The sequence below is a fragment of the Pseudomonas sp. FME51 genome (genome assembly GCF_014897305.1).
Map to the genome: position 1 here is coordinate 1 of NZ_JABUYN010000020.1, position 25,793 is coordinate 25,793.

The following is a 25,793-nucleotide window of genomic DNA, read 5'->3' on the forward strand; positions in this document are numbered from 1 at the left end:
GAACAGGCGGTCACGTTGAAACGGAATGGGTGGTCACGATGGCGCGGAATACGCAAGATGCACGTGGCGCGGCAAGTCACCAGTTTAGCCAGCAAGTGCTGCGCCCATTTCGACGCGCCCCGCTCCATGCTTTTGGGCAGATAGAGTTTTTTCTGCATGGGTTGGCAGCAAGCGTTCTGGAAAACTTATTTGGGCAAGCTTTCGGAAAGCTGGAGCAAGAAGAGACTAAGAGCTTTGCCAGAGAACACATTCGAGGATTTTTTAGGAGATCAAGCTTTGAATGTGGGGTTTTTGATGACCTGGTGGAGGAAATGAGTAGCCTTGTATACCAGGTTGCTGTGGAGTGGAGCTGCCGTATCCGCCCTCACATCAAGGGGAAACTGCTGCAACCCAAGGTCATGATTATGCCAGGATATGTGAGGCGAGGTTATCTCTGCATAGCCATGATGCTGTGGGGGAAAGAGCGGGAGGAGCAGAGCTTGATGATCGAAGAGCATTCAGGGATGGGTAATCAAGAGGTTTGTTGGTTTGAATGCGAGGCTGATATCCCCGACGAAGTCCGTGTGCAGGCGGGACTCATACAGCGTGACAAGGTGAAAAACGAGTAGTTTTTTACCGCCTCTGCCAATCCTCTGAGCCAACAGAGGAGACAGCTCATGAGGATCATCCGCCTGAAAGAAGTCATGGATTCAACTGGCCTGGCACGGTCAACCATTTATAAGTACGTCGGGGAGAGCGCCTTTCCGAAACCCATCTCGCTGGGAGACCGTTGCGTTGGTTGGGTAGAAAGTGAAGTGCACGATTGGATTATGGCAAGAATCGAGGAGCGCGATCTCGCTTAGTGCGTTCCCGTCCGCCAGACCGACTTGCAGTAATCACGCAGAAGCTAACTATCAATGCCATGATCAGTTGTGGCTGGTCATGGCATTTATGCCGGATTAACGGCAGTGTTTGGTAAGGGCCAAGCAGTGCTGATTCTCCTCACGTACCCTCTCGGCGGTACAGGATTTTGAGGGTATAAAGTGAATGGTCAATGATTTCTTTCCAGAGTCATGCGCAGAGTAAAAGTGCAGGCGTGGCTGGAGAATTCAGGTTGATTTTCATGAGCCTACTGGAGGCTCGGCTTTCGGTGCGGGTAATATGCTTTAGGGTTATCACCCGTAGGGTTAGAAACCAGGTACATGAAGCATGTATCACAATGCAGGGATACAACCAGCAAGGAGTCAATAAGCTACAAGTACACATGACCCCATAAGGCTAGAGGCCAAGCTATCTCATCAAGCTTGAATAGCCAGATAGACAGACCACTACGAGGTAACGGTTAAAAAATACTCATTGGACACAGGTTATGAACCTAGCCAAGGAGTAGTAACCATGATCCGACATCCCGATAACACTAATCTTCGTTTGCATTACGACAATACCTTTGAAGGTCTACCAGTGATGGTCGATAAGGGCCCTTTCATCGAGCAGTATCTATCACGCTTGAAGCGCACCATCGAGCTGGCTCTGGATGAGTATCCAAGGCTGCTGGCATTCAGGGCGGATCTCCGCCTGCCTACAGGCATTGATCTGCCTGATTATGCTTACACCAACGAAGTCATCAGCAGATTCTTTGATTCCTTCATAGCGAAAACCAGACACAACCGGTGCAGGGCTCGTGAGCGCAACAAGTATGCACATGACAGCAAAGTGCGTTACGTCTGGGCGCGCGAGGTGGGACAGAGAGAGCGGCCTCACTACCACTTGCTCATCCTACTCAACCGGGATGCCTTCTTCACGCTGGGGAAGCTGGACTCGACCGCTGACAATATGATCAGTCGTATGCAGGAGGCGTGGGCAAGGGCGCTGGGCGTGCCTGTGGAGCATGTGCAAGGTCTGGTACATATTCCTGACAATCCCGTATACCGAATCGATATACATCCGGAGAAGGCGGATCGGTTACCGGAGCTGTTCTACCGGGCTAGCTACTTATGCAAGTCAGCGACCAAGTGCTATGGGAATGGGCATTGGGGGTTCGGTACCAGCAGGGGGTAGCGGCTTGATGAATCACACCGGGTTTTATGGAGGCCATTCCGTTTAAGTCAGGCAACCATGGCCTGACCGATGTGTTGTTGGTAGAAGTTTGCCTCAGCTTCTGCCGGCGGTATATATCCGATCGAACCCAGTAGGCGTTGGTGGTTAAACCAGTGAACCCATTTCAAGGTTGCGATTTCCACTGCTTCTCGGCTGCGCCAGGACTGACGGTAAATCAGCTCAGCTTTGTACAACCCGTTGATGGTTTCAGCCAAGGCGTTGTCGTAGCTGTCTCCTTTGCTGCCAACAGAGGGCTCTATTCCAGCTTCAGCGAGGCGTTCCGTATAACGGATAGAGACGTATTGGCTACCCCTATCGCTATGGTGAACCAGACCGTCCATTTGTCCTGGCTGACGAGGGTAGAGGGCTTGCTCCAAGGCATCCAGAACGAAATCCGTTTTCATGCTGTTGCTCACACGCCAGCCAACGATTCGCCGCGCAAAGACATCGATAACGAACGCCACGTAGAGCCAGCCCTGCTAGGTTGAAACGTAAGTAAAGTCTGAGACCCATAGCTGATTTGGCCGATCAGCACTGAACTGCCTCTGGACCTTATCGAGTGGGCAAGCCGTCTTTGTATCAGGCATGGTAGTACGGATCACATGGCCCCGCCGAACGCCCTGTAGACCGAGCCGGCGCATCAGCCGTTGCACTGTGCATCGGGCAACGTGAATACCTTCACGCTTGAGCTGCTTCCACACTTTCACGACGCCGTAGCACTGCATGTTGTCATCCCAGACACGCTGAACGTCATCGCTCAACAGCTCGTTGCGGTTCGTAGCTCGGGTCGACGGGCTCTAGCTGCATGCTGGTAGTAACCGGACGGAGCGATCTGTGCCACACAACAGGTCGACTCGACTCCGTAACGGTCACGATACTCGTCGACAAAGGCGTTCAGGGTTTGTTGCGGTGGTCGAGCTCCGCCTGGGCAAAATAAGCACTGGCCAGGCGGAGAATCTCGTTCGCTTTACGCAACTCACGGTGGTGACTGTAGTCCGGGGAATACGGCAGGCCATCTGCCTCATCGATCAGCAGTACTCATCGGCGCTGGGTAGCCTCCGCGAATGTGGTGGCAATATTGCGTTCGGTTCTGCCGACATAGCGGCTTTGTCGATATCAATCCCAACTCGAAGATCCCGGCGCTGCTGGATACCAGCGTCAACCCACCGCTGCGAGTATTCGAGTCGGGGTCCATTCTGGTGTACCTGGCCGAGAAGTTTGGTCATTTCATCCCGCAGGACATCGCCGGGCGTACCGAGTGCCTGAACTGGCTGTTCTGGCAGATGGGTAGTGGGCCTTTGCTCGGTGGCGGCTTCGGTCATTTCTACGCCTATGCCCCGGAAAAATTCGAGTATCCGATCAATCGCTACACCATGGAGGTCAAGCGTCAGCTGGATGTGCTCGACCGGCAGCTGGCCGACAAGCGCTACGTCGCCGGGGAAGAGTACAGCATTGCCGATATGGCGATATGGCCCTGGTACGGCGGTGTGGCGACCAACCAGGTCTATGAGGCTGCGGAGTTCCTCGAGACGCATAACTACACCCATGTACTGCGTTGGGCAGTGCAACGTGGGCGCCAGGTCAACCGCACCTGGGGTGAACTGGATGAGCTAGTGCCAGAGCGGCATTCAGCCAGCGATTTTGATTGAGTAAGGAGGGGGAAGTCCCCTGCGCTACGCCTGAGGGGGTGCCGGCAACTTCAGTGGGATGATCTAGCTGGAATGAGCTTCGAACCGTGCTGACTGCATTTCCTGCAGGCGGCTGAGGGTGCGGCGAAACGGGAAGGTGAGGGCGCCTTCGGTGTATAGCTGATCCAGTGGGACGTCCGCTTCGATATACAGCGGCACACGCCGGTCATAGCATTCATCCACCAGAGCAATCAGCCGGCGCACGGCGCAGGAGTGCCCCATCAAGAGGGTGTCAGCACAAAGTCGAATTCGGTTTGCCATAGTGTTGTGCCGTCCGGGTTTGGCGTGAATTGCTGGATCAGTGATTGCTTGACCCCGAATACAGTGTCTGAGCCCAGGTATTCATTGTCGCTGACGAAGGTATGCGCCACCACGCGCTGGTAGCCATCGGCATTGATCATGAAATGCATATGTGCCGGGCGCTACGCGTGCCTTCCCAGGTGAGCCAATAGCTGACCGACCGGGCCATCGTCGGGGATCGGATAGGATACCGGCTTGATGCCGCGGAACTGGTAACGGCCATCGGCTCCGGTGATGAGGCGGCCCCGGTTGTTCCACTGTGGCTGAGTATCCGGCTGCTGCACGTCGTAATAGCCGTCCGCGTTGTCTGACCAAGCGTCGAGCACAGCTCCGACGATGGGTTGACCTTATAAGATCCAGAATTCGTCCGTGATACAGGCAGCTGTCGCCCATGCCATCCAGGCAGATATTATCGCCCATGGAACGGATCGGAGCGCCTTCCACATGGAAGGGACCGAACACGGTTTTTTCGGTTGCACCCAGTGGGCGGCGGTAGTTAATGGCATCCACCAGCATGGAGACGCCCAGGGTATCGCTGAGCAGAATGAATTCCTGCCGCTGATCAGAGCAGAGCTGGCCAGTGGCGGTCAGAAAGTTGATGGCCACGTTCCACTCGGTTTCGGTCAACTCGACTTCCCTGATAAAACTGTGCAGGTGTTCGATCAGCGAGCTCATGACGGTTCGTAGGCGAGGGTTGATATCCGCACCCATGCGCGCATTCACTGTTGTGGCTGAGTGTTGCTCGGTAAAGTGGTTGGTCATATTGATCACTCTGATTCCATGGTCAGTAGCGCAGTTCTCGGTACTCTGGAAGAAAATCAGTTTATTTGTCCCTTTCTTTGGATAGGCGTAGCTGTGCGGTTGGTGTCACACACTCGGTGGCACGCCGTTGAATCAGGAACACACCTATGGTCTTTACCACTGCCCGGATATCAGAGACGACCGAAATCGTTTTTCTCCGCTCCAGTCGGGAGTTCAGGATCCGCTATCAAAAAAGCCACCGAGCCACCGGCGGCAGAACCTACGAGGTGGTTCTGGAACATCAGGCATTATGCGAGCTGATCCGAGAAATTCATCGATTGGAGGCATTGCCGGATGCGCCATTGGAAGCAATTAGCTCAGATTGATATCACTATCTTTGGGTAGGTGCGCCTATCTGTTGCCCCTGCCAACAATCTCCTTGTGATGGTATCCGCGCCGCGCCTGAAAATACGCAGTACGGCAAGGCCCGGACATAACAACAATGAACAGCGTCAGGAGATTTTCATGACTATTGGTAAACATGTTCTAGTCGTGGGCGCGGGCCCCGCCGGCCTGATTACAGCCCTCGGACTGGCTCGCCAGGGAGCCAGGGTAACGGTTATAGACAAGGAGGATGATATTGTCCGTTCTCCTCGCGCGATGGTCTATCTGCCTTCCACTATCAAGGCCCTCGATGAGCTGGGGTTGCTTGAAGACGCCAAAGCGGTAGCCGCTTGGGGTTATGAATATAATTTACGTTTTCCTCTGAGCGGCAATATTGGGCGCCTGAACTACCGCACTATCGAGGATCTCACTCCCTACGCCTACAATCTGCACTTCGGTCAGGATGTGCTGGCGGAAATTATTCTCAAGCATTTTCTTGCCCTGCCCGATACCGAAATACGTTGGTCCACCGAGTTTCTCGGCTTCGAACAGTCGGAAGATAGTGTGCAGGTTCGCATAGGCACAGCGCAGGGTGAGCAGGTACTGGAAGCCGACTGGCTGGTCGGCTGCGATGGTGCTGGTTCCGAAGTCCGTAAAGCCATGGGCTTGGAGTTTGAGGGGTTCACCTGGAATGATGTATTCATGGCGACCAATGTCATTTATGACTTCGATAAACATGGCTATGCCGCTTCGACGATGGTCGCTGATCCTGATCACTGGTGTGTCATCGCCAAAATCTCGGACAATTTCTGGCGAATCGCCTACGGTGAGGACGCTTCGCTGACCGAAGAGCAGCGCTTGGCACGTATCCATGAGCGCTTCCAGCACTTCCTGCCCGACCCCAGCGAGCCCTACGAACTGGTTCAGGCCAATTCCTATCGAGTGCACCAGCGTTCTGCCAGCAGCTATCGACTGGGCCGAGCCTTTCTCGCCGGCGATGCGGCGCACGCAACCAACCCGATCGGCGGTATGGGTTTCACCTCCGGCATCCAGGATGCCATGACGTTGATCAACTGTCTGGGTGGTGTGCTCAACAACCGTCTCCCCAGCGATGCGTTGGACTGGTATGCCTATGAACGTCGCCGCTGCTATCTCGAAATCGCCAACCCGACAGCCATAGAGTTCAAGCGTCGTACTCAGGAAGCCGACTACACCAAGCGCATAGAAGACGAAGCCAACATGTTCAACCTGATGGCGGACAGCGAAATGATGCGTGGCGCCATGATGTCGGTGTTCCAACTGGCTGGGCGGCCTTACCAAGAAGACTGGCGGGAAACCGTGCTGCGGCAGGACCAAGCCGGGCTGACCCAGACGGCTGGGGCCCACGGCGGAGTGAGTCTGCAATCAAAAACCTTGACCAAAGCCTGAAGTCTTACCCGCACCATCGACAAGCGTGGTGCGGATAACTTGGTATCAGCTCATGAATAGACGCAACTTTCTCAAGGTCGGCTTGGCCGGCTCCAGCCTGCCCATATTGGCAGGGTTCGGTGGTCATAGTCTGGCCTCGATACTTTCCGGGTGGGACGACGCTGAGCTTAGTCTGGTTATATCCGACGCCCGCTTCAGTGCACCCCAACGCTTTGCCGCCGCTGCCGAGCGTATCGGAGTGCGCCATTTGGCTATTGATGGTGATGTTACTCGCCTGTGGCGCCAGCACCTGGTCCCACTCTGGCGCAAACAACCCAGCATTATCGCGGGCATGACTGCTCGCCAACCCTTGTTCTGTCTGGAACAGCTCGGCCGTGATTATGATATGCGGGTGGTGTTGCGTGCCGAGCACATGCCACAGTCGGACGGCACGGTCAGCCACCAGTTGAATGCCCCAATGAACCACGCTCAGGCACTCAATGAGTTGCTAGGCGGCCAGGTTGACTGGGAAGAGCGCATGGCGCGTTACAGCAGTGCCTGCTCCTGGAATATTGCCAGGGACCGCTGCATCCAGACCCGTATCAGCTCTCCGATGACACTGAGTGACCAGCTCGAAGTGCCCATGGTGAGCTGGGTCATGGCCCCTATGCGGCGGGTCTGAGCATGTCCCGATCATCCAGATAACAAGAAGCACTTTAAGGAGCACGTCATGCTAACACCACCCGGTATCAGTCCACAGGATTTTACCGAAGCACTACGCCGCTTTACCCAGATTGTGGGTAAGGAATGGGTCTTCACTAGCGAAGAAGACCTGCATCTCTATCGCGACGCCTACTCGCCCTACTGGGGTGAAGAGGAAGAACGGGTTGCCTCGGCAGCCGTCGCTCCCGCCTCAACGGAGGAAGTACAGGATATAGTCCGTATTGCCAACCAGTATAAAATTCCGATCTACGCCATTTCGACGGGCAAGAACCTGGGGTACGGCGGCTCCGCGCCGAACTATTCCGGCTCAGTCGTTCTTGATCTCAAGCGCATGAACCGCATTCTCGAGGTGAACGAGAAGCAGGCTTATTGTGTGGTTGAACCTGGCGTCAGTTATTTCGACATGTATGAGTATCTGCAGGAAAAGAATATCCGCCTCTGGATCGACGTGCCCGATCCGGGCTGGGGCAGCATGCTCGGTAATGCCATAGATCGCGGCGCTGGATATACCGCTGCTCAGTTCCGAAATCATTTTGATGCCCATTGTGGCATGGAAGTGGTGCTGGCCAACGGAGAAGTCATGCGTACAGGGATGGGCGCGCTGCCCGGCTCGGAAACTTGGCAGATGTACAAAACTGGATTCGGACCTTGGGTTGACGGCATATTCAGCCAGTCTAACTTCGGCATCGTCACCAAGATGGGCTTCTGGTTGATGCCTGAACCAGATGCTTTTCTTAAGGGTATGGTTCACCTGCCGCGTTACAAAGATCTGATTCCCCTGGTGGATACTCTGACTCACCTGGAAAACAACAAGATCTTTACCGGCTATCCCGACCTCAACAGTCCGGTACTCGGCACTCCAAGCCTGGCAGGGTTGCATGATTTTCTGGCCCATGGCCCGGAGCCGCGCGATGAGGAATATATGCGCTTATTGCAGAGCGGTGCACCACCGCAAGAGTATGAGCCCTATGGCTTACGCAATAACCTTCCTTTCTGGAGCTGCTCTTTTACCTTTTATGGCCCGGAAAAGGTCATCCGTGCACAGTGGGAGCATGTGCAGGAGCAGTACCGGCATGCGATCAAGGATGCGCGCTTTGAGGAAGTCGAATTCTACAATCTCCCGCTGACCGAGGAGCAGAAGGAAACGGTTCAGTACCCAGCTCAATTCGGGATTCCCAACCTGCGCACCTTTGCTATTGGCGCACGCTCGATCTGGAATCCCACTCCGCCCTCTGACGGTCATGCTTGGTTTTCGCCGGTTATCCCCCGAGACGGCGCTTCTATTCTGAAAATCAACGAAGTACTCGGCAACGCCGCGCGTGAACTGGGCATTCCGATGGTTTTCGCGCTTAACGTACCGGTACCTGCGTGGGAGCGCTCCTTCATCTTCATCATTCCGTTCATGATGTCCCGGGACCCGGCTACCAACAAGAAGACCCGTGAGGCGTTCCGCAAGATTGTCCTGATCGCTGCGGAAAATGGCTGGGGCGAATACCGTACTGCACCGGCCTTCCAGGACGATGTAATGGATACCTATTCGTTCAACAATCACGCCTTGCGGCGCTTCCATGAGACGGTCAAAGATGCGGTGGATCCTAACGGCATTCTCTCGCCCGGACGTTACGGTATCTGGCCGAAGCATCTGCGCAAGGAGAAAAGCTGATGAAAAGTTATGTCGGTTTGCTCTGTGCCGGCCTGTTGCTACAGGCCTTGGCGGCTCCCCTGAGCGCCAACGAAATGGGACGGCAGGTATATCAGAAGTGGTGCTCGCACTGCCATGACAAGGGCTCCGATTACCCCGGTACGCTGGCGCTTGAGGCACGCTACAAAGGTGCTGTACCGGCTGCGCTAAAAGAGCGCGACAATCTTGCACCGGAGTTGGTCACCTACATCGTACGTAACGGTATCTCGGTGATGCCATTCTTTCGTAAAACTGAAATCAGCGACCAGGAGTTGCAAGCTCTTGGTGCATATCTGAATAGAGCTAGCCACATCAGTAAGAACGACTGAAGTCCCCATGCTCAAACAGCCAGTGGCTGTTTGAGCATGCCTGTCGGACGTCGGACTATTGAATCCCCAAGCAGAGATACTTGATCTCCAGATAGTCCTCAATACCGTATTTGGAGCCTTCGCGCCCCAGCCCCGAGGCCTTGATGCCGCCAAAGGGTGCCGACTCGGTGGAGATCAGTCCCGTATTGATACCAACCATGCCGTACTCCAGCGCCTCGGCAACGCGAAAGACCCGACTAAGATCACGGGCATAGAAATAGGATGCCAAGCCGAACTCGGTATCGTTGGCCAAGGCGATCACCTGGTCCTCATTGTCGAAACGAAACACCGGCGCCAGCGGGCCGAAAGTCTCTTCGCGGGCGACCAGGGCGGTGTGGGGCACATCAGACAGAATCGTCGGCTCGAAGAAACGGCCACCCAGTTCATGCACCTTGCCACCGGCCACCAGCCGTGCGCCCTTGGCTAGGGCGTCATTGATATGTTCTTGCACCTTGGCGACTGCCTTGTCATCAATGAGCGGACCGGTGGTGACACCGGGCTCCAGGCCGTCACCGACCTGCAGACCAGCCACTGCCACGCGCAGCTTTTCCACGAAAGCGTCATAGACCCCATCCTGCACATACAGCCGGTTGGCGCACACGCAAGTCTGGCCGTTATTGCGGAATTTGGAGATCAGTGCGCCTTCGATCGCCGCATCCAGATCGGCATCGTCGAAGACGATGAAGGGGGCGTTGCCGCCTAGTTCGAGGGAGACCTTCTTGATGTCCTTGGCACATTCGACCATCAGTTGCTGACCAATCTCAGTCGATCCGGTGAAAGAAAGTTTGCGTACTGCAGGGTTGGAGGTGAGCTCACCTCCAACCTCACCGGCACTGCCTGTCACCACATTCAGTACACCGGCAGGGATGCCCGCACGCAGCGCCAGTTCCGCCAGCGCCAGCGCGGAAAAGGGCGTCTGCGATGCTGGCTTGAGCACCATGGTACAGCCGGCGGCTAGCGCCGGCCCAGCTTTGCGGGTAATCATCGCCGCGGGGAAGTTCCACGGCGTAATCGCCGCAGTCACCCCGATCGGTTGCTTGATTACCAGAATACGCTTATCGGTCTGATGCCCCGGAATGGTGTCGCCATACACTCGCTTGGCTTCTTCGGCGAACCACTCGATGAAGGAGGCGGCATAGACAATCTCGCTACGGGCCTCGGCCAAGGGTTTACCCTGTTCGAGGGTCATCAGCAGGGCCAAGTCCTCCTGATGCTCGAGCATCAGTTCGAACCAGCGGCGGAGCTTGATCGAGCGCTCCTTGGCAGTCATTGCGCGCCATGCCGGCAGCGCGCATTCGGCGGCGTCGATGGCTCTGCGGGTTTCGGTTGATCCCATCTTTGGCACGCTGCCGAGTACCTCACCCGTAGCCGGGTTACTGACGGTGAGTACTTGGCCTGTATCCGCCGTCTGCCAACGACCGTCGATACAGGCTTGCTGGCGAAATAAACGAGAGTCACGCAATTGCATTCGATACTCCTGATCTCACTGATGGACACGGCGCATGGCTCAGGCCTGGGCCGGCTCATGGCGCTTACTGGTTTTATCTGATTCCGTTTCGGTCAGCCGGGTGGACGTGCTGACGTCGCTCGGGTGTTTATGTGGCTTGAGCAGAAAGGTGGCGAGGCTCGGCAGCAGTACCAGTGCCCCGATCATGTTGACCAGGAACATGAAGGCTAGCAGCAGGCCCATATCGGCCTGGAACTTGATGGGCGAGAACAACCAGGTTGCCACTCCAGCGGACAGCGTCAGGCCCGTCAGCATCACTACCCGTCCAACCAGCTGCAGTGAGCGGTTGAAGGAATCCTCGACCGAATGACCCAGACGCAGCCAGACCAACATGACCGAGAGGATATAGATGGCGTAGTCGATACCGATGCCAACTCCGAGGGCGGTCACCGGCAAGGTCGCAACTTTAAGACCAATACCGGCAACCACCATCAGAGCCTCGGTCAATATGCTGGTCAGCAAGAGTGGCAACATGGCTACCAGCACCGCACGCCAGGATCTGAATACCAGCAAGCCCATGACAATCACGGCCAGATAGACACCAAACAGGATCATGTAGTTGTTGCGCTTGACCACCTGGTTGGTAGCAGCCTCGATGCCGGCATTGCCTGCGCCAAGAAGAAATTTCACCTCGTCGGTATTGTGCTCACTGGCGAAGGTTTCGATCACCTCCACCACGCCTTGAAGCGTCGCGGCTTTGTGATCGCTCAAATAAATGTAAGTGGTTAGCAGGTTGCAGTCCTGGTTGAACAGACCACGTGGAGCCTGGGTCATGATTGAGTTGAGTACGCGTTGGTTGGGAACGATCTCCGCCCACTTGAAGCTGCCCTCATTAAAGGCTGAGCCCAACTGCCGGGCCAGATTCGCGAACGAATTTGTAGAGTCGACTCCCTCAACAGATGCCAGTCTGTCCTGAAGATCGCGGACGTTGACTAAGGTATCGTAAGCGGCACATTGATCAGCTAGGGTGGTTACCATCACTGCTAGCACATCACTGCTGGTCGCGTAGTGTGCAGTCACATACTGGCTGTCCTGGTTGTAGCGGGAATCTTGGCGCAGTTCCGGTGCACCCGCATCCAGGTCGCCGATCTGCAGATTGCTGGCAACCACAAGGCCACCGATACCTAGCAAGAGCGCACAAAAAATGGTCACGCGCGCTACCTTTGGGCGCGTGAAAAGGGCCATGAATCGCCACAGGGAATAACGGCCACCAGCATGGGTGAGTGCGTGCTCTTCCTTTTTCAGAGCACGCTGAGCTGCGTCAGGATTGACGCCCACATAGGTCAGTAGAATCGGCAACAGAATCAAATTGGTGAAAATCAGAATAGCGACACCCACAGTAGCCATGATCGCCAGTTCGCGAATAGCCGGAATGTTCACCAGATACAGGACGGCAAAACCGACCGCATCAAGAATAATCGCCGTCAGGCCCGCCATGAATAAGCGGCGGAAGGTATTGCGTGCGGCATTCACCCGGCCCATGCCACGACCGATATCTTGCATGACACCATTCATTTTTTGGGCGCCATGACTCATACCGATGGCAAAGATCAGGAATGGCACCAGTATCGAATAAGGGTCCAGCCGGAAACCCATTAGCGGCAAGGTACCCAACTGCCAGACCACAGCGACCAGGGAGCAGATCACCACCAACCAGGTACTGCGCCCGCAACGGCAGTATAGAAACACCATGATGGTAGCGATGGCCACGGCAATGGCGAAGAATGCCAGGATCTTACCCAGACCATCAATGAGATCCCCCATGACCTTGGCGAAACCGACGACATGAATGCTGACTCCTTGGCTCTCGTAGCGCTCCCGAAGTTCTTCGAGCCGTTGTGACAGGGCACCGTAGTCCAGCTCTTCTCCTACTTGGGCGTCATAGTCGAGTAAGGGCACGATAATCGCGCTAGAGGTGAAATCATCCGCTACCAGACGGCCTACCTCACCAGAACGCAAGATGTTCAATCGCAATTCTTCGAGGCTGCTGGAGCTGCCATCATAACTGTCGGGCATTACCGGACCGCCATCTAGCCCCTCCTCGGTTACTGCCAGCCAGCGTGTGCCGCGCGTCCAGAGCGACTGCAAATATGGCCGTTCTACACCCGGCATGGTGAAGATGTCGTCATTGATCTGACGGAGCGTTTCCAGATAATCAGCAGACAGAATGCTGTTATCACCGTTGCCAACCACCACACGCAAAGTATTGCCCAGCCCCTTGAGATCAGCTTCATGGGCCATATAATTTTTGATATAGGGATGATCAACGGGAATCACCGCTGTGAAACTGGCATTCAGATCCAGGTTGCGAGTCTGATAGCCAAACACCAGCGTCAGTAGCAGGCAGGCAAGCACCACCAGACCACGATAGGTGAATAGAAAATGTTCCAGCAAGCCACTTGCGGCAGGATCAAAGGATGACGTTGCCAGTGCGGTTTTGTTTTCAGTGTGCATGGCGTTTATTTCCTGTCGGCTAGTGTGATCAGTTGCGGTCCGTACGGCCCGACGCTCAGTACCGACTTATCTGACAGTGACAACAAGCCAGCAGTCGGTTGGGAGCGCGCAGCCTGGGGCTGAAAGCTCGCGCCGTTATCTCTACTGAGGATGAGTTGCCCGTTTTCTGCAGCTAGCAGCAAGCTGCCATCGGGTAAACGAGTGCCTGCCTGTAACGAAGCGGTTACACCAGTATCCAGAAGCGCCCATGTACTGCCAGCATCTGTTGAGCGGATTGCATTACCGCGTAGCCCATAGGCAACGAAGATGCCATTGCCTACGCTTACGACCCCAAAAAGGGTCCCCTCATAGGGTTGCTCCACAGCCTGATAGCCCTTGTCTGGGCTGTATTTCAGCACCATTCCGCGCTCGCCAACCACCACTCGATCAGCTCCATCAATCGCGATATCGTAATAGTGCATACCCATGGGGTTCTCGAAGTTGTCGCTAACCGGGGCCCAGTTCTGGCCGCCGTCCATGGTTAGTACTGCATAACCAAAGGCTCCCAGCACCAGCGCCTGTCTGGATGACATCACGTGGAGAGTCAAAAACGGCTTGTCGGGGCCATCCTCGACCAAAAACTCAGCCATGCGAACTGCCCTGGCGTTGTCATCCGAGTCCTCTTGCGCGGTACGTTGACGAGCATGCTCAAGTACCAGCTGGGCGGCTTCGATGCCATCCAGTTGGTGAACCCAGCTTTCGCCGCCATCCTCGGTGCGCAAAATGACACCCAGATGTCCAATAGCCCAACCATGTTGCGCATCGGCAAAAGCTACATCCGTCAGTAACACACTGGCAGGCGCTTCTGCCTGGCGCCAAACACCACCATCATCGTCTGACAGAATGATGATGCCGCCCTCACCAACGGCGACTAAGCGCTCACCTGCGCGTGTCACTTTTTGCAAGAAGGCCTTGGCAGGCTGATCAACCTTGACGACGGGGCGATCCAGCACCTCGGGGCGATCAATATCGGCAGCTGTGGCCAAGGTACAAACAAGAGCAATCACCGCAACCTGCAGCACTGCACTGAAAAGATGTAGGGACATAGTTACTCCGGGATTCAGGCACACTTCCCGCCACGCACCTGGGTGCAGGTACGTGGCGGGCAGCGATATCAGCGCAGTGCGTCTTGCACCAATGCTTCGGCGGTAAAGAAGGAGCGGGGCTGGGGAGTAACCGGCGTATAGTGATCAATGACGGAGCCGACGACGTAGGTACCTTGCTGGTGGTCCATTGTTTTGATGGGTAATGCCAGCACACCAGGCAGATCGTAGTTGATGCCCGTGTAGGCGATGGCACCGCGATACAGCTGATCCTGGGAGTCCCACAAGTCTGCCAGAATAATGTTCCAGCTATCCTCATCCATGTACAGGCGGCGACGCGGCACGGTATTGCGAACCCCCTCCTTGAGCACCCCTTCTACTTCCCATACTCGGTGCAGCTCCCAACGAACCGCGTCTGGATTGACGATTCCCGGCTGGTACGCCTCCTTTGGACTGACCGTCAACAGCTTGTTGGTGTTGTACGGAACGTACATTTCCTTCTTGCTAATCAACTGCCAGTCATATTGTTCCGGCGAGCCAAAAAAACCATAGGCTTCATCGAATTGCATCATGCCGGAAACGTAGAAGTTAGGCGTATCGAATTGCACGTTGGGCAGTTTTCGTACCCGCCGTTGGCCGGGCATATACTGCCAGGAGCCCGGTTGGTGCCGCTGGAAGTCCACCGGCCATATGCCGACCAGCGCTTCCCCAGCACTGCGGCCAGGGGCGGTGGTCAGAGCTCGGTGCCATTGCCAAAAGCCGTCGAAATCTGCTTCGCCGCCCGGCAGATGGTAACGGTACATGTCATGAATATGTATGGAGGAGGACAGCGACTGGCGGCCGTTGCCATCGATCATGTACATGCTGACCTCTTGTTCGACAGCAGACCCTTTCCACGACAGAAAGTGGTTCCAGAGTACCTCACCACCATTTTTCGGGATCGGGAATGGCGTGCCGCCATAGGCTCCGGTAAGCGACTTGACACCATTGGACAACTGGGCGCTCAGCGCATTCTTGGCGGTATAGTCATAGAACCATTGGGGAGCGGAAGCAGTGCGGTGTGTGGGGTAGACGTCCAGTCGAAAATCCGCTTGCGTTTCAATCAGACGCTGCACACTTTGGCTCAGGTTATCGCGATACTGATCAAGGTTTTCTGCATTGATCACCAACACCGGTTGTTCATTGGGGAAGGGTTCAATATCCATTTTTCCAACCCGATGACCTTCTGGTTTGCCAGTGAATCCCCCCGTCCACTCTGGTATGGTGCCGGTCTCATTACCAGCCCGTTCCGCGCCAATGGGGGTCAGCGTTGTGCCCAGCGCAGCAGCTTCTTCTGCGCTTACTGCAGCCCAGACAGACGTAGTCAGCATGCATTGGGCCAGCGCCGCAGCCAGCCACCACTGCTTTCCTTTATAGTTATTCATTTGTCATACCCTCGTTCTTGTTAGAATGTTCGGCTGATGGAAGCCATCACGAAGTCACGACCGGAGTAATAGTTATCCGAGTCGCTACCGAAGAAGTGCGTATAGTTCAGACCTAGTCTCCAGTCCTGCTGATAGACACCGACGATACCCGCCGAAATATCTCCACCGCTGTGCGAGCCGTAGTTGTTGAATGCTGCGGTAATTGGCGATCTTCCCTTGATATTCCATCCCAGCCCGATAGGTACCTGCAGGTCCAGGCTTGGGCTGACCTGGTAGTAATCGAAAGTGGCTACGCCACGCATACCGTAGGCGTAGTCATCCAGAGTGGAATCGCGTTGCTCTTTGTTGCGTGTTTCGCTGACGAGCTTGTGACCTGCCAGCTCGCCTGCGAGGCTCATGCCGTCCCACAGAGGGCCAGCGCTGCCAACGAAAATGGCAGAAACCTGGGCATGCAGCGTATTACCCAATACATCAGGCGACAGCACACCACCGTCCGCCAGAAGTGGAATACCTTTGCGATACGACACCTCACTACCGATATTGAGCTGGCCAAAGGTCATGTTGGCGCTGACCCCGTACAGTTCAATCTTTTCTTTGTAATCCAGGAAGTATCTTCCGATCGAACCGGTCACCGGATCAAAACCACCAGAAGGTTCCACCCGTACGGTCGGCGTCTTGTCGTTGTAGCGAATGGCGTAGACACCCAGATCCAGGTTCAGGTCCGCTGGTCTCCAGCGCAGCGATAGGCCGTACTGAGCAGCGTCTGGCTCATCGTCTGACCCGCGATAGAAGTAGCTGCCCGGGCCAGCTATGATTCGTTCGCCACCTTCATCCAGCATGTCGGCGCTTGAAAGAAAGCTGCCGACCGGCGGAATCCGGGTTTTCTCCCAATCAAGTTGATAGAACCCTTCCAGTGCCCAGCCCCCTTCGAACAGGGCGCTCATGGATATCTGGTTGACCGGCAGAAACAGCTCCTGCACCTTGGTATTGGGGACGCTCAATGCTTTGTAGGCATCCACCGGAGCCATGGCTGCAGCTACACCATTGTCGGTAATGAACAGGCTTTCCCCCCAGAGCAGGGTGTGCTGGCCGACGCGGATACTGACCGGAACGTCCATCGGCTTGAACTGGGCCGAGATGAACGCATTGAGAATCTCGGCATTACGGCCAGCCCATTTGCGAGTATCAGAACTGAAACGGTCATTGGCTACTGAAAATGAATTAAAGGTACCAGGCGAGTCATTATCGTTCGAGGTGTTATAGACCCGATCATACCAGGCTGCAGCGCTCAGGCTCAGGCCAAAGTTTCGATAACGAGCATTGAATTCGGTCAGATAATCGACCCGGTTCATCATCAATGAACCTCGGTCAAAATTATGCTCGGCGTCGTCGATGTTGGCTTCCGCCAGATTGTGGCTATTAGGGCTGCCTGTACGCATGCCTAATGAGTATTTGAGAGTATTGCTCCAGGTTGCGGTGATTTCATCACCGATCTTGAACTGGGTAGCATGTGCCTGAGATCCCAGACCAAGAGTGAACGCAATGGCCACGCCAAGGGCAGCGCGGGGAAACCGAATAAGGGACTGCGTGGGCTCGCTTGATGCATGGCAATATGTTGGGATAGTGTTACTTTTTATCATTATTGTGTTTGCTCCTGGACTGTTGTACGTCAAGTCATGGCTTGACCGAAGCCTGCCAGCCCTCCTGACGCCTTGCTGCAGGCAACCCGCAATGATTACCTGTTGTCCTGAAGGTAAAGAGCCTCAGATGGTTTAAAACCTACCCAAAGATAGATCTCGCTATCTTCTCCCTAATTATCGGTAGCCTATCGATTGGCAGGTGTGGTCAATACCGCCGTGGCGATACCTTGTATCTGCAGAAATTTCATCTGTAGAGCAGAGTGTGAGGAAGAGGAGAGCTATGAAAACAATACTTGCCAGCAGCCTATTGAGTATCAGTCTGTCCCTGAGTGCTATCAACGCCCAGGCTGGGGCCTCATCAAACCGGCAGTTGGTACTCGACTTCGTCGAGTTGGCCTTTGTCGAAAAACAGCTATATGAAGCCTTCGACCGCTATGTGGCACCCGACTATGTCCAGCATAACCCTGATGCTCCTGACGGTGCCGAAGCTGCGGTCACCGCGTTGGGGCGTTTCCAGCAGCAATTCCCGCTTTTCATCTATGAGGTCAAGCGGGTCGCCAGTGAGAACGATATCGTCTTCCTCCATGTGCATGGCAAGATCAGCCCTGAGGATACAGGTGTCGCCATCGTCGATATTTTCCGCGTTGAGAAGGGGCGGATCGTCGAGCATTGGGATGTGATTCAATCGGTACCCACCGAGTCGATCAGTCAGCATCCCATGTTCTAAGCATCGCCTATCATGCGAGCATGGCATTTTCCGCCATGCTCGCCGATGTTCAGGCCAGTGCTTCGCCAGTCCGAGGCTGGCTCCAGACCGGTAATACCAACAGGCTGCCAATCCACGCCATAGCCACGATCACCAGAAAGAGTACCCATTGACCTTGGGCCAGGGCGGAAAAAAACAGCGGCGCTGACAGGGTAGCGCCAATCCCGGTAATTTGACCGACCAGGCCCGCCGCAGTACCCGCCATTGCGGGATCAGATAGCGTCCGAGGCATAAGCGCATAGGTCAGGGCAATAAAGCCACCCACTGCCACTTGCAACAATACCGCCCCGGCTGTAGCCAAGGATACGAACCCCCAGGGCACATAGAAAGCTACCCCACCGAGCAACGCTACCAACACCACCAGCAATGCCGTGCTCAGGCCTTGCCAGCCACGAGTGAGCATCAGTCCCACCAGGACGCTGCCGAGCACACCGGCCAGACTAGCCGTTGCCATGATCTGTGCGCTGAAGGCGAGGGCTACACCGTGCACCTGGTGCAGGTACAGCGCGCCCACAGCGCTGGTACCAATGCCAGCCAAAGCTGACATACTCAATGCCGCGCCAAAACGCACGACTTTCCTGTTGCGCAGAACTGCCAGGCTGCCGCCAGGAGCAGTCTGCAAGCGCACCTTGGGCAAGAGTACGCAGCTACAGGCCAAGGCCAGAAATATCAGGCCATGTACGAGGAAGCCGCGCTGCCAAAGGTCACTGCCAGCAAACGGCGATACCAGGAGCAGGCCCAGTGCATAACCCACCGGCATCACTGTTGACCATAGAGTCATGGCCTTGATCTGGCGTGTACCTTTGGTAATGATCATCAGCAGGCCCTGGCCTGCCGTCAGCAGTGCTACCAGAGCGATCCCTTCGAGCAGTAGCGTGGCTCGCAGTAGAGTAAAGCTCTGGGTATGCGCATTGATCAGGCTGCACAAAGCAATGATCGACACTCCCAGTCCCAGGAGCGGGCGTGGTCCCAGCTTGTCGATCAGCCAGCCCATCAGTACGCCGGCAAACGCCAGCGGCAGCAACTGCCCGGCGATGGCAAACCCGACGGTCTGGCCGGAAACATCAAAGGCCGCACCTATATCGCCGACAATTGGCCCCATCATGCCCAGTGCCGACGTAGCAGATAGCCCGAACGCGTAGATTAGAAAGATCACCCTCCAGTTACTTTGCATGTCGAATCTCCCTGGTTGTTTGGTGGGCGCCATTTACGGCCGGGAGTGTCTCCATATCGAGTATTGACGCAGCATCCATGGTGTTCCCCTTTTGTTGTTGTAGGTAGGGACAGGAGAGCCTGTGGCTAGAAAGCAAACACCTATCCATGGGTAGTGACCACCTTGGGTTTGCCATTAGCGGTTGGCAGTGGCCGCGCTATCCAACGATAGGTGTCTGTGCGGCAACGGCCTCTCAGGCTGGGGTTGCAAGCGTTGCGAACAACAAGCATCAGGAGTCCAGTATGACCCAATCCAGCTTCGGTGATTCACGCGTCGATCATTCTGATTTTGAACGACAAGAATATTTTATAGATGGTTGCAATACAGTCGTTTACAGCGCCGGCCAAGGTCAGCCGCTGGTTTTTTTGCATGGTGGTGGTACTTGGCACGGTATTGATTTTGCGCGTACCTGGCTTGATCGGTACCGGGTCATTCTTCCTTATCATCCGGGCTTCGGGGAATCAGCTGACAATCCTAGCATTAGCAGCATGGAGGGTTATATCCAGCATTATCAGAAGCTTTTTGAGCAAATGGGGTTGACTGACTTCAACTTGGTCGGCTTTTCTCTTGGTGGTCGCATGGCGGCAGAATACGCGATTCAGCATGGCGGAACGCTGCGAAAACTGGTGTTGATTGCGCCTGCTGGTCTGGATGTAAAGGAGCACCCGCAGCCAGACTTCTTGCGGATTCCGCCAGAGGATTTTCCTGGTTGGATGGTCAATGACATAGCGACCCTTGCACCTTTCCTGCCGAGCGGTCCGGACGAGGGGTTCGCTGCAATGCGCATGCGTGAGGGCGGGTCGGTAGCGCGTATTTCCAGCAATGGAGAGGTGACCAACCCAGAACTACCGGACTGGCTGCCCCGGATCAAGCTGCCAACCCTGCTTGCCTGGGGCGAAAATGACCGGATCGTGCCGCCCGGCCAGGCCGGGCACTGGCACCGTTTGATACCGCACGCCGATGTTCGCATTTTTCCCAGCGCTGGGCATCTTCTGCTGGATGAATCGCTGGCCGCGCGGGAAGCGGTGGCGGATTTTATCGACTAGAAAGGTACCCATCAGGATGGTGCCGCTCAAGCAGGAGGTCATCCAGGGCGCGCACTATCTTTAGGCAGGTGTTAGCCATGTTTGGCAGCGGGCACGCTGCAATCATGACAAGGTGAACCTGCTTGCCACATCAACTACTTGGAGAGAACAAAGTATGCACCCTTTCATCTATAACGCCTTGCCGACTCGAGTCATCTTTGGTTTCGGTACTGTGACCCAAGTTGCTGATGAAATGTGCGGTCTCGGATGCCGGCGGGCGCTGGTGCTCTCAACGCCACACCAGGCTGGTGATGCAGCGCAGCTCGCTGCTCAGCTCGGAGAGCTGTCCGCTGGTTGTTTCACAGAAGCGGCCATGCACACGCCCGTAGAGGTTACCGCGCAGGCGTTGAAAGTAGTCGAGCAAGCTGGCGTTGACTGCGTGATTGCCCTTGGGGGCGGGTCGACTATAGGGCTGGGTAAAGCTATTGCCCTAAACACCGATCTGCCACAGATAGTCATCCCGACTACTTATGCCGGCTCCGAAGCAACGCCGATCATCGGCCAGACCGAGAACGGCCTTAAAACCACTCAGCGCACGCTCAAAGTGCTGCCTGAAGTGATTATCTACGACATCGATCTGACTCTAACACTGCCAGTGCAAATGACTGTGACATCGGGCATGAACGCTATCGCACATGCAGTCGAAGCGCTGTATTCGAAGGACGCCAACCCGCTGATTTCCATGCTGGCTGAGCAGGGGATCGCTGCCATTGCCCGTGCTATCCCGCGTATTCATGCAGATCCGCTCGACCGTGAGGCGCGTTCCGATGCGCTTTACGGTGCCTGGGCATGCGGTACCTGCTTGGGGGCTGTCGGTATGTCGCTGCACCACAAGCTATGCCACACCCTGGGCGGGAGTTTCGACTTACCCCACGCGGAGACCCATACCGTGGTGCTGCCGCATGCGGTGGCCTACAACAGCGAAGCTGCCATGGAGGCCATTGGCCGGGTTGCTCGCGCTCTGGGTGTGGACAATGCCGCACGAGGTCTCTACGACCTGGCCGCTGTGCACGGCGCACCCACCAGGCTGGCCGATCTGGGCATGGCGCCGGGCGATGTCACCCGTGCCGTTGAGATCGCCTGCGCCTCACCTTACTGGAACCCTAGGGCCATCGAGCCCGGTGGGATCAGTGATCTGCTTGAGAATGCTTTCACCGGCAAACGCCCCTAATACAGCAATGCGTTCAGTACGCAACAATAGGAGAACGACATGGAACTTAACCCACATATCCTGCGTCACCACCACATCACCCTCAATGTTGGGGGAGCTCAGGAAGATTATGACTTCCACACCAAAGTTTTAGGCCTGAAAAGCGTCAAAAAAACGGGCCTGTACGATGGTAACGACCCCATTTATCATTTCTATTATGGCAACGATACCGGTGAGGAAAGCACCCTGGTGACCTGCTTTCCGATGCGCCAATCCGGCCGTATGGGGCGCCATGGCTCAGGTCAGATCAAGACACTTGCACTGTCGGTACCTGTATCATCGTTGGCGTTTTGGGCCAAGCACCTGGCAGACCACGGCTTCAAGCCGGAATTCATGGAGCGCTTTGGCGATCAGCTGCTGCAATTCGCCCATCCCTGCGGTATCCGCTACGAACTGGTAGGCATTGCCGATGATGATCGCACACCCTATTCCAATGGTGTGGTGCCATCGGAGTTCGGTATCCGCGGCACCCATGGTATTACCGTATCGGTCCGCGATCTGGAGAACAGCGCCGAGTTCATGCATTACGGCTGGAGCGGCAAGCAGCGAGATACCGATGGCAGCTTCACCCGTTACGAGGTGGGTAATGGTGGTGCCGGCACTGTTATCGACTTCGAGCTGGAGCCGGACCTTCCGCAGGGCAGTTGGGCCTATGGCGAAGGCACTGTACACCACTGCGCCTTCGAAGTGTCCGATCTGGAAGTTCAACGCAGCGTCAAATTGCACCTGGAAGGTATGGGTTATACCGACGTATCGGATCGTAAGGATCGGGGTTACTTCGATTCGGTATATGTCCGCACGCCAGGTGGTGCACTGTTCGAGGCGACGGTGTCCAAGCCGGAAGGCTTCCTGATTGATGAGTCTTTCGAGGAACTGGGAAAAAGTATCCAGATCCCACCGCAACTGGGTGCGCGCGCAGAAGAAATTGCCGCCTACCTTGAACCGCTGAAGTACTGAGGTCGGGCAGGATGAACGATAATATTCATTTGCAGTGTCCCAGCCATGCCTCGGGCCCCGTGCCCGAGGCAGCGGCTACCGTGGCGATTCTTATTCATGGGCGCACGCAGAGTCCGGCTGACATGTTCGCCATCACCGAGCGTTTGAGCCTGTCGAACGTGTCTTATGTGGCTTTGGAAGCCTACGGTAACAGCTGGTATCCGGACAAATTCATGGCGCCGGTGGAAAATAACCAGCCGTATCTTGACCATGCTCTGGAGACCATCGCAGCGGCAGTAGCCAGTCTTGAAGCCAAGGGACTCGACCGTAGACATATCGTCTTGATCGGTTTTTCCCAGGGTGCTTGCCTTGCCTGTGAATACCTGTACCGCAACCCGGCTCGCTGGGGCGGACTGATTGCCTACACTGGTGGACTGATTGGTCCAGAGAGCCTGTCCTGGCGAACTCATTGCAGTCTGGAAGGCACGCCTGTATTGCTGGCTAACAGTGACCTGGACACTTGGGTACCATTGGAGCGTACCGAGCAGACCGCCGAGGTGTTTCAGCGCATGGGCGCGGAGGTTCAGCTAAAGGTTTATCCCGGGATGGAGCATTTGGTGAACGATGATGAAATTGCTTTGGGGCGGGAGATCCTACAAACACTCATCGAACGCTAATCGATTATCGATTGTCCTTAACGATACAGGACCACCTTTGTAGGTGGTCCTTCTCGTTTTACTCTCCGGCTGCAAGCATCATCAGCGAGCCGGCATCCTTGGCACTATCGAGTGACCAGATGGCATCAAGCAGGGGCTGGGTATCACATCCTGAGCCTCCATATATGACGAGATCCATCAACTTGCTCTCCAGTTCGGCATCGCTCAGTGGTGCGGCTAGACTGCCACGCGCAGCGACCACGCGTTGGCTCAGCATCTGCCCCGAGTCGAGCAACAGCCGAACCTCCGCAGCTGTCACCGGGTAGCTGACGTCATCAATGAATACCAGCTTGGAGTAGAGCGCTCGTAGGGCGGGATCCGCCACTGCCGTGTCGCTGAATTGTGCTAATCCCGCTTTGCCGGTCGACAGGCTGACGGCGACCGCATGCTGCGCGCTGACCTGGGATTCACGTCCCAGGCGAATATCAGGCCGATCAGTACGTTCTCGCAGCAGAGGATGACCAACCAGTTCAATGCGCTGGATCTGCTCGAGTGACCAGTGCCGTCCCTTGGTCAAGGCCAGGCAGGCTTCAATCACCGGGTTCAACACGACTCCACAGGGGTAAGGCTTATAGGTATTGGCGGCCAACGCCCAGCGTTCTCCGAGTGCCTCGCTGACCTCGGAATAACGTGGCTGCTCACCCATCACCTGCAGGAAACCACGTTCGCCTTCAAGGGGACGTTCAGGTCCAGCAAAACCTTGCTGGGCGAGCAATGCAGACAGCACGCCATTACGCGGTGCATTTCCAACACTGAGACTCTTCGCTGCGCTACCCAGGGTCTCTACCAGCCCGCAAGCCTGAGCGCTGGCATTGCCCAGCGCCCAGGCCAGTTGCGGGGCATCCAATCCCAGCAGTTTGCCTACGGCCATCGCCGCGCCGAATACACCACAGGTGGAAGTGATATGCCAGCCACGCTGATAGTGCCACGGATGCAGTGCCATACCGAGTCGGCACTCGACTTCTATGCCGAGAGCCAAAGCCAGTAGCAGCTCCTCACCGCTCACCTGCAAGGTTTCCGCGACAGCGAATACAGCGGCGGCTACCGGGGCGGTTGGATGAATGATTGTCGGAATATGAGTGTCGTCAAAATCATAGACATTGGCACTCATTGCATTAAGCGAGGCCGCATCCAGTACGCCAACGCGTTCGCGGCGTCCGACTACCCGGGCTTGCCCGTCCGAGTGAAGGCGTTCGAACAGCGCCAAGGCTTTGCCGATATCCGGGTCGCTGCAGCCAGCCAGAGCGACCGCAAAATAATTCACCAGCGCGCGCTTGGCTTCGTGTTGGATTGTAGGGGGCAGGTCAATCCAGCGGGTGCTTTCGATAAAGTTGGCCAGTTGTTGGGTCAGATTGGGTGCGGTCAGAAGCGGGTCATCGGTGCCGTTCATCAGTCTCTCCTTGGGTATGCGTGGGTACCGATGAATACGCATGCTGCGGCCGCGACGCACCTATCCATCGACAGGCTCAGGTAGCACTATCTTTCGGCAGGTGTCTCACTCGGCGGCAGGCCCAAAACTGCGTTTGTATCAGAGGGCTCCCAAAACTGGGTTGCCATATCAACAAGCAGTGAGGAGTAGGGCATGAGCACCTTGAACGGCAAGCGTGCACTTATTACCGGCTCGGCCGCCGGCCTTGGACTGGCTATTGGTGAAGCATTGGCCAAGGCTGGCTGCACGATAATGTTGCACGGCCGTGCTCCGGTTGCGGATATGCTAGAGACCTGTGCCGAACTTAGCGAGCGGTATGGTGTTGCGGTCGACTACCAGAGTGCTGATCTTGGTAGCGAAGCCGGTGTCGGCGGGCTGATCGAGTCTGCCGAACGCAGTCTCGGCGGCATCGATATCTTGATCAATAACGCCGTCACTCGCCACTTCGCACCGATCCACGAATTTCCTGTAGAAGCCTGGAACTCGGCTCTGGCGGTCAACCTGTCGGCGGTATTCCATGCCACCCGCCAGGTCCTGCCTGGCATGCGCGAGCGGCGCTGGGGGAGGATCATCAACCTGACCTCAATCTACGGCATGCGCGGCACGCCAAATCGAGTCGACTACGTCACCACCAAGAGCGCGTTGCTCGGGTTCAGTCGTGTGGTGGCGTTGGAAAATCTCGATTACGGAATCACCTGCAACTCGGTGTCTCCCGGCTCAACATTGACCCCATCAATAGCCGCACGCGTCGAGACGCTGCGCAGTAACGAAGGCCTGAGCGAAGAAGAGGCCGTACGCCGTTTTCTTGCTGGAAAACAGCCATCGGGGCGCTTCAACCAGGCCGAACATGTTGGTGAACTCATCACCTTCCTATGCGGCCAGGCCGGTACCGACATCACCGGCGCGATGCTGCCGGTCGATGGCGGCTGGCTGGCCAGCTGAAACCCCTGTCTGGAGAATACT

21 protein-coding genes, 5 pseudogenes and 1 other annotated feature are annotated in these 25,793 nt (G+C 55.9%); of the genes and pseudogenes, 15 read left to right on the forward strand and 11 right to left on the reverse strand.

All coding sequences use genetic code 11. The features are described from left to right. The 3 genes from INT39_RS21300 to INT39_RS21310 form a co-directional block, all read left to right on the forward strand. On the forward strand, nt 1-608 hold a 608-nt coding region (locus tag INT39_RS21300), incomplete at its 5' end, for a hypothetical protein (protein WP_226944958.1). A gap of 48 nt (nt 609-656) precedes the next feature. After that, nucleotides 657-842 (forward strand): helix-turn-helix transcriptional regulator, encoded by a 186-nt coding sequence (locus INT39_RS21305; RefSeq protein WP_193075981.1) that lies wholly within the window; start codon nt 657-659, stop codon nt 840-842. Between the two features lie 532 nt (nt 843-1,374). After that, nucleotides 1,375-2,037, forward strand: coding sequence for an inovirus Gp2 family protein (locus INT39_RS21310; RefSeq protein WP_193075982.1), 663 nt, complete (start codon nt 1,375-1,377; stop codon nt 2,035-2,037). Nucleotides 2,038-2,084: 47 nt separating this feature from the next. Here the strand turns inward: INT39_RS21310 and INT39_RS21315 are convergent. After that, nucleotides 2,085-3,060 (reverse strand): annotated as a pseudogene (locus tag INT39_RS21315) (IS3 family transposase); the annotation flags it as partial. Then, nucleotides 2,900-3,016: a sequence feature (AL1L pseudoknot), on the reverse strand. (Overlaps the previous pseudogene by 117 nt.) A 116-nt stretch (nt 3,061-3,176) precedes the next feature. Here INT39_RS21315 and INT39_RS21320 point away from each other — a divergent pair. Continuing rightward, nucleotides 3,177-3,725, forward strand: a pseudogene (locus INT39_RS21320) (glutathione S-transferase C-terminal domain-containing protein); the annotation flags it as partial. 63 nt (nt 3,726-3,788) lie between these two features. On the opposite strand, the pseudogene zapE reads toward INT39_RS21320, so the two are convergent. The 3 pseudogenes from zapE to INT39_RS22875 all read right to left on the reverse strand — a co-directional run. Continuing rightward, nucleotides 3,789-3,980 (reverse strand): annotated as a pseudogene (gene zapE / locus INT39_RS21325) (AFG1/ZapE family ATPase); the annotation flags it as partial. 5 nt (nt 3,981-3,985) lie between these two features. Then, nucleotides 3,986-4,390 (reverse strand): annotated as a pseudogene (locus INT39_RS22610) (hypothetical protein). A gap of 208 nt (nt 4,391-4,598) precedes the next feature. Then, nucleotides 4,599-4,826, reverse strand: a pseudogene (locus INT39_RS22875) (dioxygenase); the annotation flags it as partial. A 146-nt stretch (nt 4,827-4,972) separates the two neighbouring features. On the opposite strand from INT39_RS22875, the gene INT39_RS21335 reads away from it, so the two are divergent. The 5 genes from INT39_RS21335 (at nt 4,973) to INT39_RS21355 (ending at nt 9,329) form a co-directional block, all read left to right on the forward strand. Then, entirely contained in the window at nt 4,973-5,191 is a 219-nt protein-coding gene (locus INT39_RS21335) for a hypothetical protein (protein WP_193075983.1), read from the forward strand. A 139-nt stretch (nt 5,192-5,330) separates the two neighbouring features. Then, nucleotides 5,331-6,617, forward strand: a complete 1,287-nt coding sequence (locus INT39_RS21340) for an FAD-dependent oxidoreductase (protein ID WP_193075984.1) — start codon at nt 5,331-5,333, stop codon at nt 6,615-6,617. A 52-nt stretch (nt 6,618-6,669) separates the two neighbouring features. After that, on the forward strand, nt 6,670-7,278 hold the full coding sequence (locus INT39_RS21345; protein ID WP_193075985.1) for a hypothetical protein: 609 nt from the start codon (nt 6,670-6,672) through the stop codon (nt 7,276-7,278). 48 nt (nt 7,279-7,326) lie between these two features. Continuing rightward, complete coding sequence (locus INT39_RS21350; protein WP_193075986.1) at nt 7,327-8,982, forward strand: FAD-binding oxidoreductase; 1,656 nt, start codon at nt 7,327-7,329, stop codon at nt 8,980-8,982. Continuing rightward, complete coding sequence (locus tag INT39_RS21355; RefSeq protein ID WP_193075987.1) at nt 8,982-9,329, forward strand: c-type cytochrome; 348 nt, start codon at nt 8,982-8,984, stop codon at nt 9,327-9,329. Before INT39_RS21350 ends, INT39_RS21355 begins: the two co-directional genes overlap by 1 nt. Nucleotides 9,330-9,384: 55 nt before the next feature. Here INT39_RS21355 and gabD read toward each other — a convergent pair whose 3' ends face one another. From gabD to INT39_RS21380, 5 genes are all read right to left on the reverse strand, one after another. After that, the gene (gene gabD / locus INT39_RS21360; RefSeq protein ID WP_193075988.1) at nt 9,385-10,836 is read right to left on the reverse strand and encodes an NADP-dependent succinate-semialdehyde dehydrogenase; all 1,452 of its coding nucleotides are present in this window, start codon (nt 10,834-10,836) and stop codon (nt 9,385-9,387) included. A 39-nt stretch (nt 10,837-10,875) separates the two neighbouring features. Then, the gene (locus INT39_RS21365; protein WP_193075989.1) at nt 10,876-13,329 is read right to left on the reverse strand and encodes an efflux RND transporter permease subunit; all 2,454 of its coding nucleotides are present in this window, start codon (nt 13,327-13,329) and stop codon (nt 10,876-10,878) included. A gap of 5 nt (nt 13,330-13,334) precedes the next feature. Further along, nucleotides 13,335-14,414: a YCF48-related protein gene (locus INT39_RS21370; protein WP_193075990.1), complete on the reverse strand. Its 1,080-nt coding sequence runs from the start codon at nt 14,412-14,414 to the stop codon at nt 13,335-13,337. Nucleotides 14,415-14,482: 68 nt separating this feature from the next. Further along, complete coding sequence (locus INT39_RS21375) at nt 14,483-15,835, reverse strand: DUF1329 domain-containing protein (protein WP_193075991.1); 1,353 nt, start codon at nt 15,833-15,835, stop codon at nt 14,483-14,485. A gap of 20 nt (nt 15,836-15,855) precedes the next feature. After that, complete coding sequence (locus INT39_RS21380; RefSeq protein WP_193075992.1) at nt 15,856-17,475, reverse strand: DUF1302 domain-containing protein; 1,620 nt, start codon at nt 17,473-17,475, stop codon at nt 15,856-15,858. A 280-nt stretch (nt 17,476-17,755) separates the two neighbouring features. Between INT39_RS21380 and INT39_RS21385 the strand changes: the two genes are divergently transcribed. Beyond that, the gene (locus INT39_RS21385) at nt 17,756-18,202 is read left to right on the forward strand and encodes an ester cyclase (RefSeq protein ID WP_193075993.1); all 447 of its coding nucleotides are present in this window, start codon (nt 17,756-17,758) and stop codon (nt 18,200-18,202) included. Between the two features lie 49 nt (nt 18,203-18,251). On the opposite strand, the gene INT39_RS21390 is transcribed toward INT39_RS21385, so the two are convergent. After that, nucleotides 18,252-19,415, reverse strand: coding sequence for an MFS transporter (locus tag INT39_RS21390; RefSeq protein WP_193075994.1), 1,164 nt, complete (start codon nt 19,413-19,415; stop codon nt 18,252-18,254). A 281-nt stretch (nt 19,416-19,696) separates the two neighbouring features. Here INT39_RS21390 and INT39_RS21395 point away from each other — a divergent pair, with 281 nt between their 5' ends. The 4 genes from INT39_RS21395 to INT39_RS21410 all read left to right on the forward strand — a co-directional run bounded on the left by INT39_RS21395 (nt 19,697) and on the right by INT39_RS21410 (nt 23,362). Further along, complete coding sequence (locus INT39_RS21395) at nt 19,697-20,500, forward strand: alpha/beta fold hydrolase (RefSeq protein WP_193075995.1); 804 nt, start codon at nt 19,697-19,699, stop codon at nt 20,498-20,500. 154 nt (nt 20,501-20,654) lie between these two features. Then, entirely contained in the window at nt 20,655-21,710 is a 1,056-nt protein-coding gene (locus INT39_RS21400; protein ID WP_193075996.1) for a maleylacetate reductase, read from the forward strand. Between the two features lie 39 nt (nt 21,711-21,749). Next, nucleotides 21,750-22,706: a VOC family protein gene (locus INT39_RS21405; protein ID WP_193075997.1), complete on the forward strand. Its 957-nt coding sequence runs from the start codon at nt 21,750-21,752 to the stop codon at nt 22,704-22,706. A gap of 11 nt (nt 22,707-22,717) precedes the next feature. Further along, on the forward strand, nt 22,718-23,362 hold the full coding sequence (locus tag INT39_RS21410) for an alpha/beta hydrolase (protein ID WP_193075998.1): 645 nt from the start codon (nt 22,718-22,720) through the stop codon (nt 23,360-23,362). Nucleotides 23,363-23,420: 58 nt separating this feature from the next. Here INT39_RS21410 and INT39_RS21415 read toward each other — a convergent pair whose 3' ends face one another. Continuing rightward, complete coding sequence (locus tag INT39_RS21415) at nt 23,421-24,791, reverse strand: MmgE/PrpD family protein (RefSeq protein WP_193075999.1); 1,371 nt, start codon at nt 24,789-24,791, stop codon at nt 23,421-23,423. A 192-nt stretch (nt 24,792-24,983) separates the two neighbouring features. Here INT39_RS21415 and INT39_RS21420 point away from each other — a divergent pair, with 192 nt between their 5' ends. Further along, complete coding sequence (locus INT39_RS21420) at nt 24,984-25,772, forward strand: SDR family NAD(P)-dependent oxidoreductase (RefSeq protein ID WP_193076000.1); 789 nt, start codon at nt 24,984-24,986, stop codon at nt 25,770-25,772. Nucleotides 25,773-25,793 lie beyond the last annotated feature (21 nt).

Excerpts from the sequence above, each read along its gene's own strand:
- INT39_RS21305 (WP_193075981.1), top strand. The coding sequence starts at position 657 with ATGAGGATCATCCGCCTGAAAGAAGTCATGGATTCAACTGGCCTGGCA.
- INT39_RS21310 (WP_193075982.1), top strand. The coding sequence starts at position 1,375 with ATGATCCGACATCCCGATAACACTAATCTTCGTTTGCATTACGACAAT.
- INT39_RS21335 (WP_193075983.1), top strand. The coding sequence starts at position 4,973 with ATGGTCTTTACCACTGCCCGGATATCAGAGACGACCGAAATCGTTTTT.
- INT39_RS21340 (WP_193075984.1), top strand. The coding sequence starts at position 5,331 with ATGACTATTGGTAAACATGTTCTAGTCGTGGGCGCGGGCCCCGCCGGC.
- INT39_RS21345 (WP_193075985.1), top strand. The coding sequence starts at position 6,670 with ATGAATAGACGCAACTTTCTCAAGGTCGGCTTGGCCGGCTCCAGCCTG.
- INT39_RS21350 (WP_193075986.1), top strand. The coding sequence starts at position 7,327 with ATGCTAACACCACCCGGTATCAGTCCACAGGATTTTACCGAAGCACTA.
- INT39_RS21355 (WP_193075987.1), top strand. The coding sequence starts at position 8,982 with ATGAAAAGTTATGTCGGTTTGCTCTGTGCCGGCCTGTTGCTACAGGCC.
- gabD (WP_193075988.1), bottom strand. The coding sequence starts at position 10,836 with ATGCAATTGCGTGACTCTCGTTTATTTCGCCAGCAAGCCTGTATCGAC.
- INT39_RS21365 (WP_193075989.1), bottom strand. The coding sequence starts at position 13,329 with ATGCACACTGAAAACAAAACCGCACTGGCAACGTCATCCTTTGATCCT.
- INT39_RS21370 (WP_193075990.1), bottom strand. The coding sequence starts at position 14,414 with ATGTCCCTACATCTTTTCAGTGCAGTGCTGCAGGTTGCGGTGATTGCT.
- INT39_RS21375 (WP_193075991.1), bottom strand. The coding sequence starts at position 15,835 with ATGAATAACTATAAAGGAAAGCAGTGGTGGCTGGCTGCGGCGCTGGCC.
- INT39_RS21380 (WP_193075992.1), bottom strand. The coding sequence starts at position 17,475 with ATGATAAAAAGTAACACTATCCCAACATATTGCCATGCATCAAGCGAG.
- INT39_RS21385 (WP_193075993.1), top strand. The coding sequence starts at position 17,756 with ATGAAAACAATACTTGCCAGCAGCCTATTGAGTATCAGTCTGTCCCTG.
- INT39_RS21390 (WP_193075994.1), bottom strand. The coding sequence starts at position 19,415 with ATGCAAAGTAACTGGAGGGTGATCTTTCTAATCTACGCGTTCGGGCTA.
- INT39_RS21395 (WP_193075995.1), top strand. The coding sequence starts at position 19,697 with ATGACCCAATCCAGCTTCGGTGATTCACGCGTCGATCATTCTGATTTT.
- INT39_RS21400 (WP_193075996.1), top strand. The coding sequence starts at position 20,655 with ATGCACCCTTTCATCTATAACGCCTTGCCGACTCGAGTCATCTTTGGT.
- INT39_RS21405 (WP_193075997.1), top strand. The coding sequence starts at position 21,750 with ATGGAACTTAACCCACATATCCTGCGTCACCACCACATCACCCTCAAT.
- INT39_RS21410 (WP_193075998.1), top strand. The coding sequence starts at position 22,718 with ATGAACGATAATATTCATTTGCAGTGTCCCAGCCATGCCTCGGGCCCC.
- INT39_RS21415 (WP_193075999.1), bottom strand. The coding sequence starts at position 24,791 with ATGAACGGCACCGATGACCCGCTTCTGACCGCACCCAATCTGACCCAA.
- INT39_RS21420 (WP_193076000.1), top strand. The coding sequence starts at position 24,984 with ATGAGCACCTTGAACGGCAAGCGTGCACTTATTACCGGCTCGGCCGCC.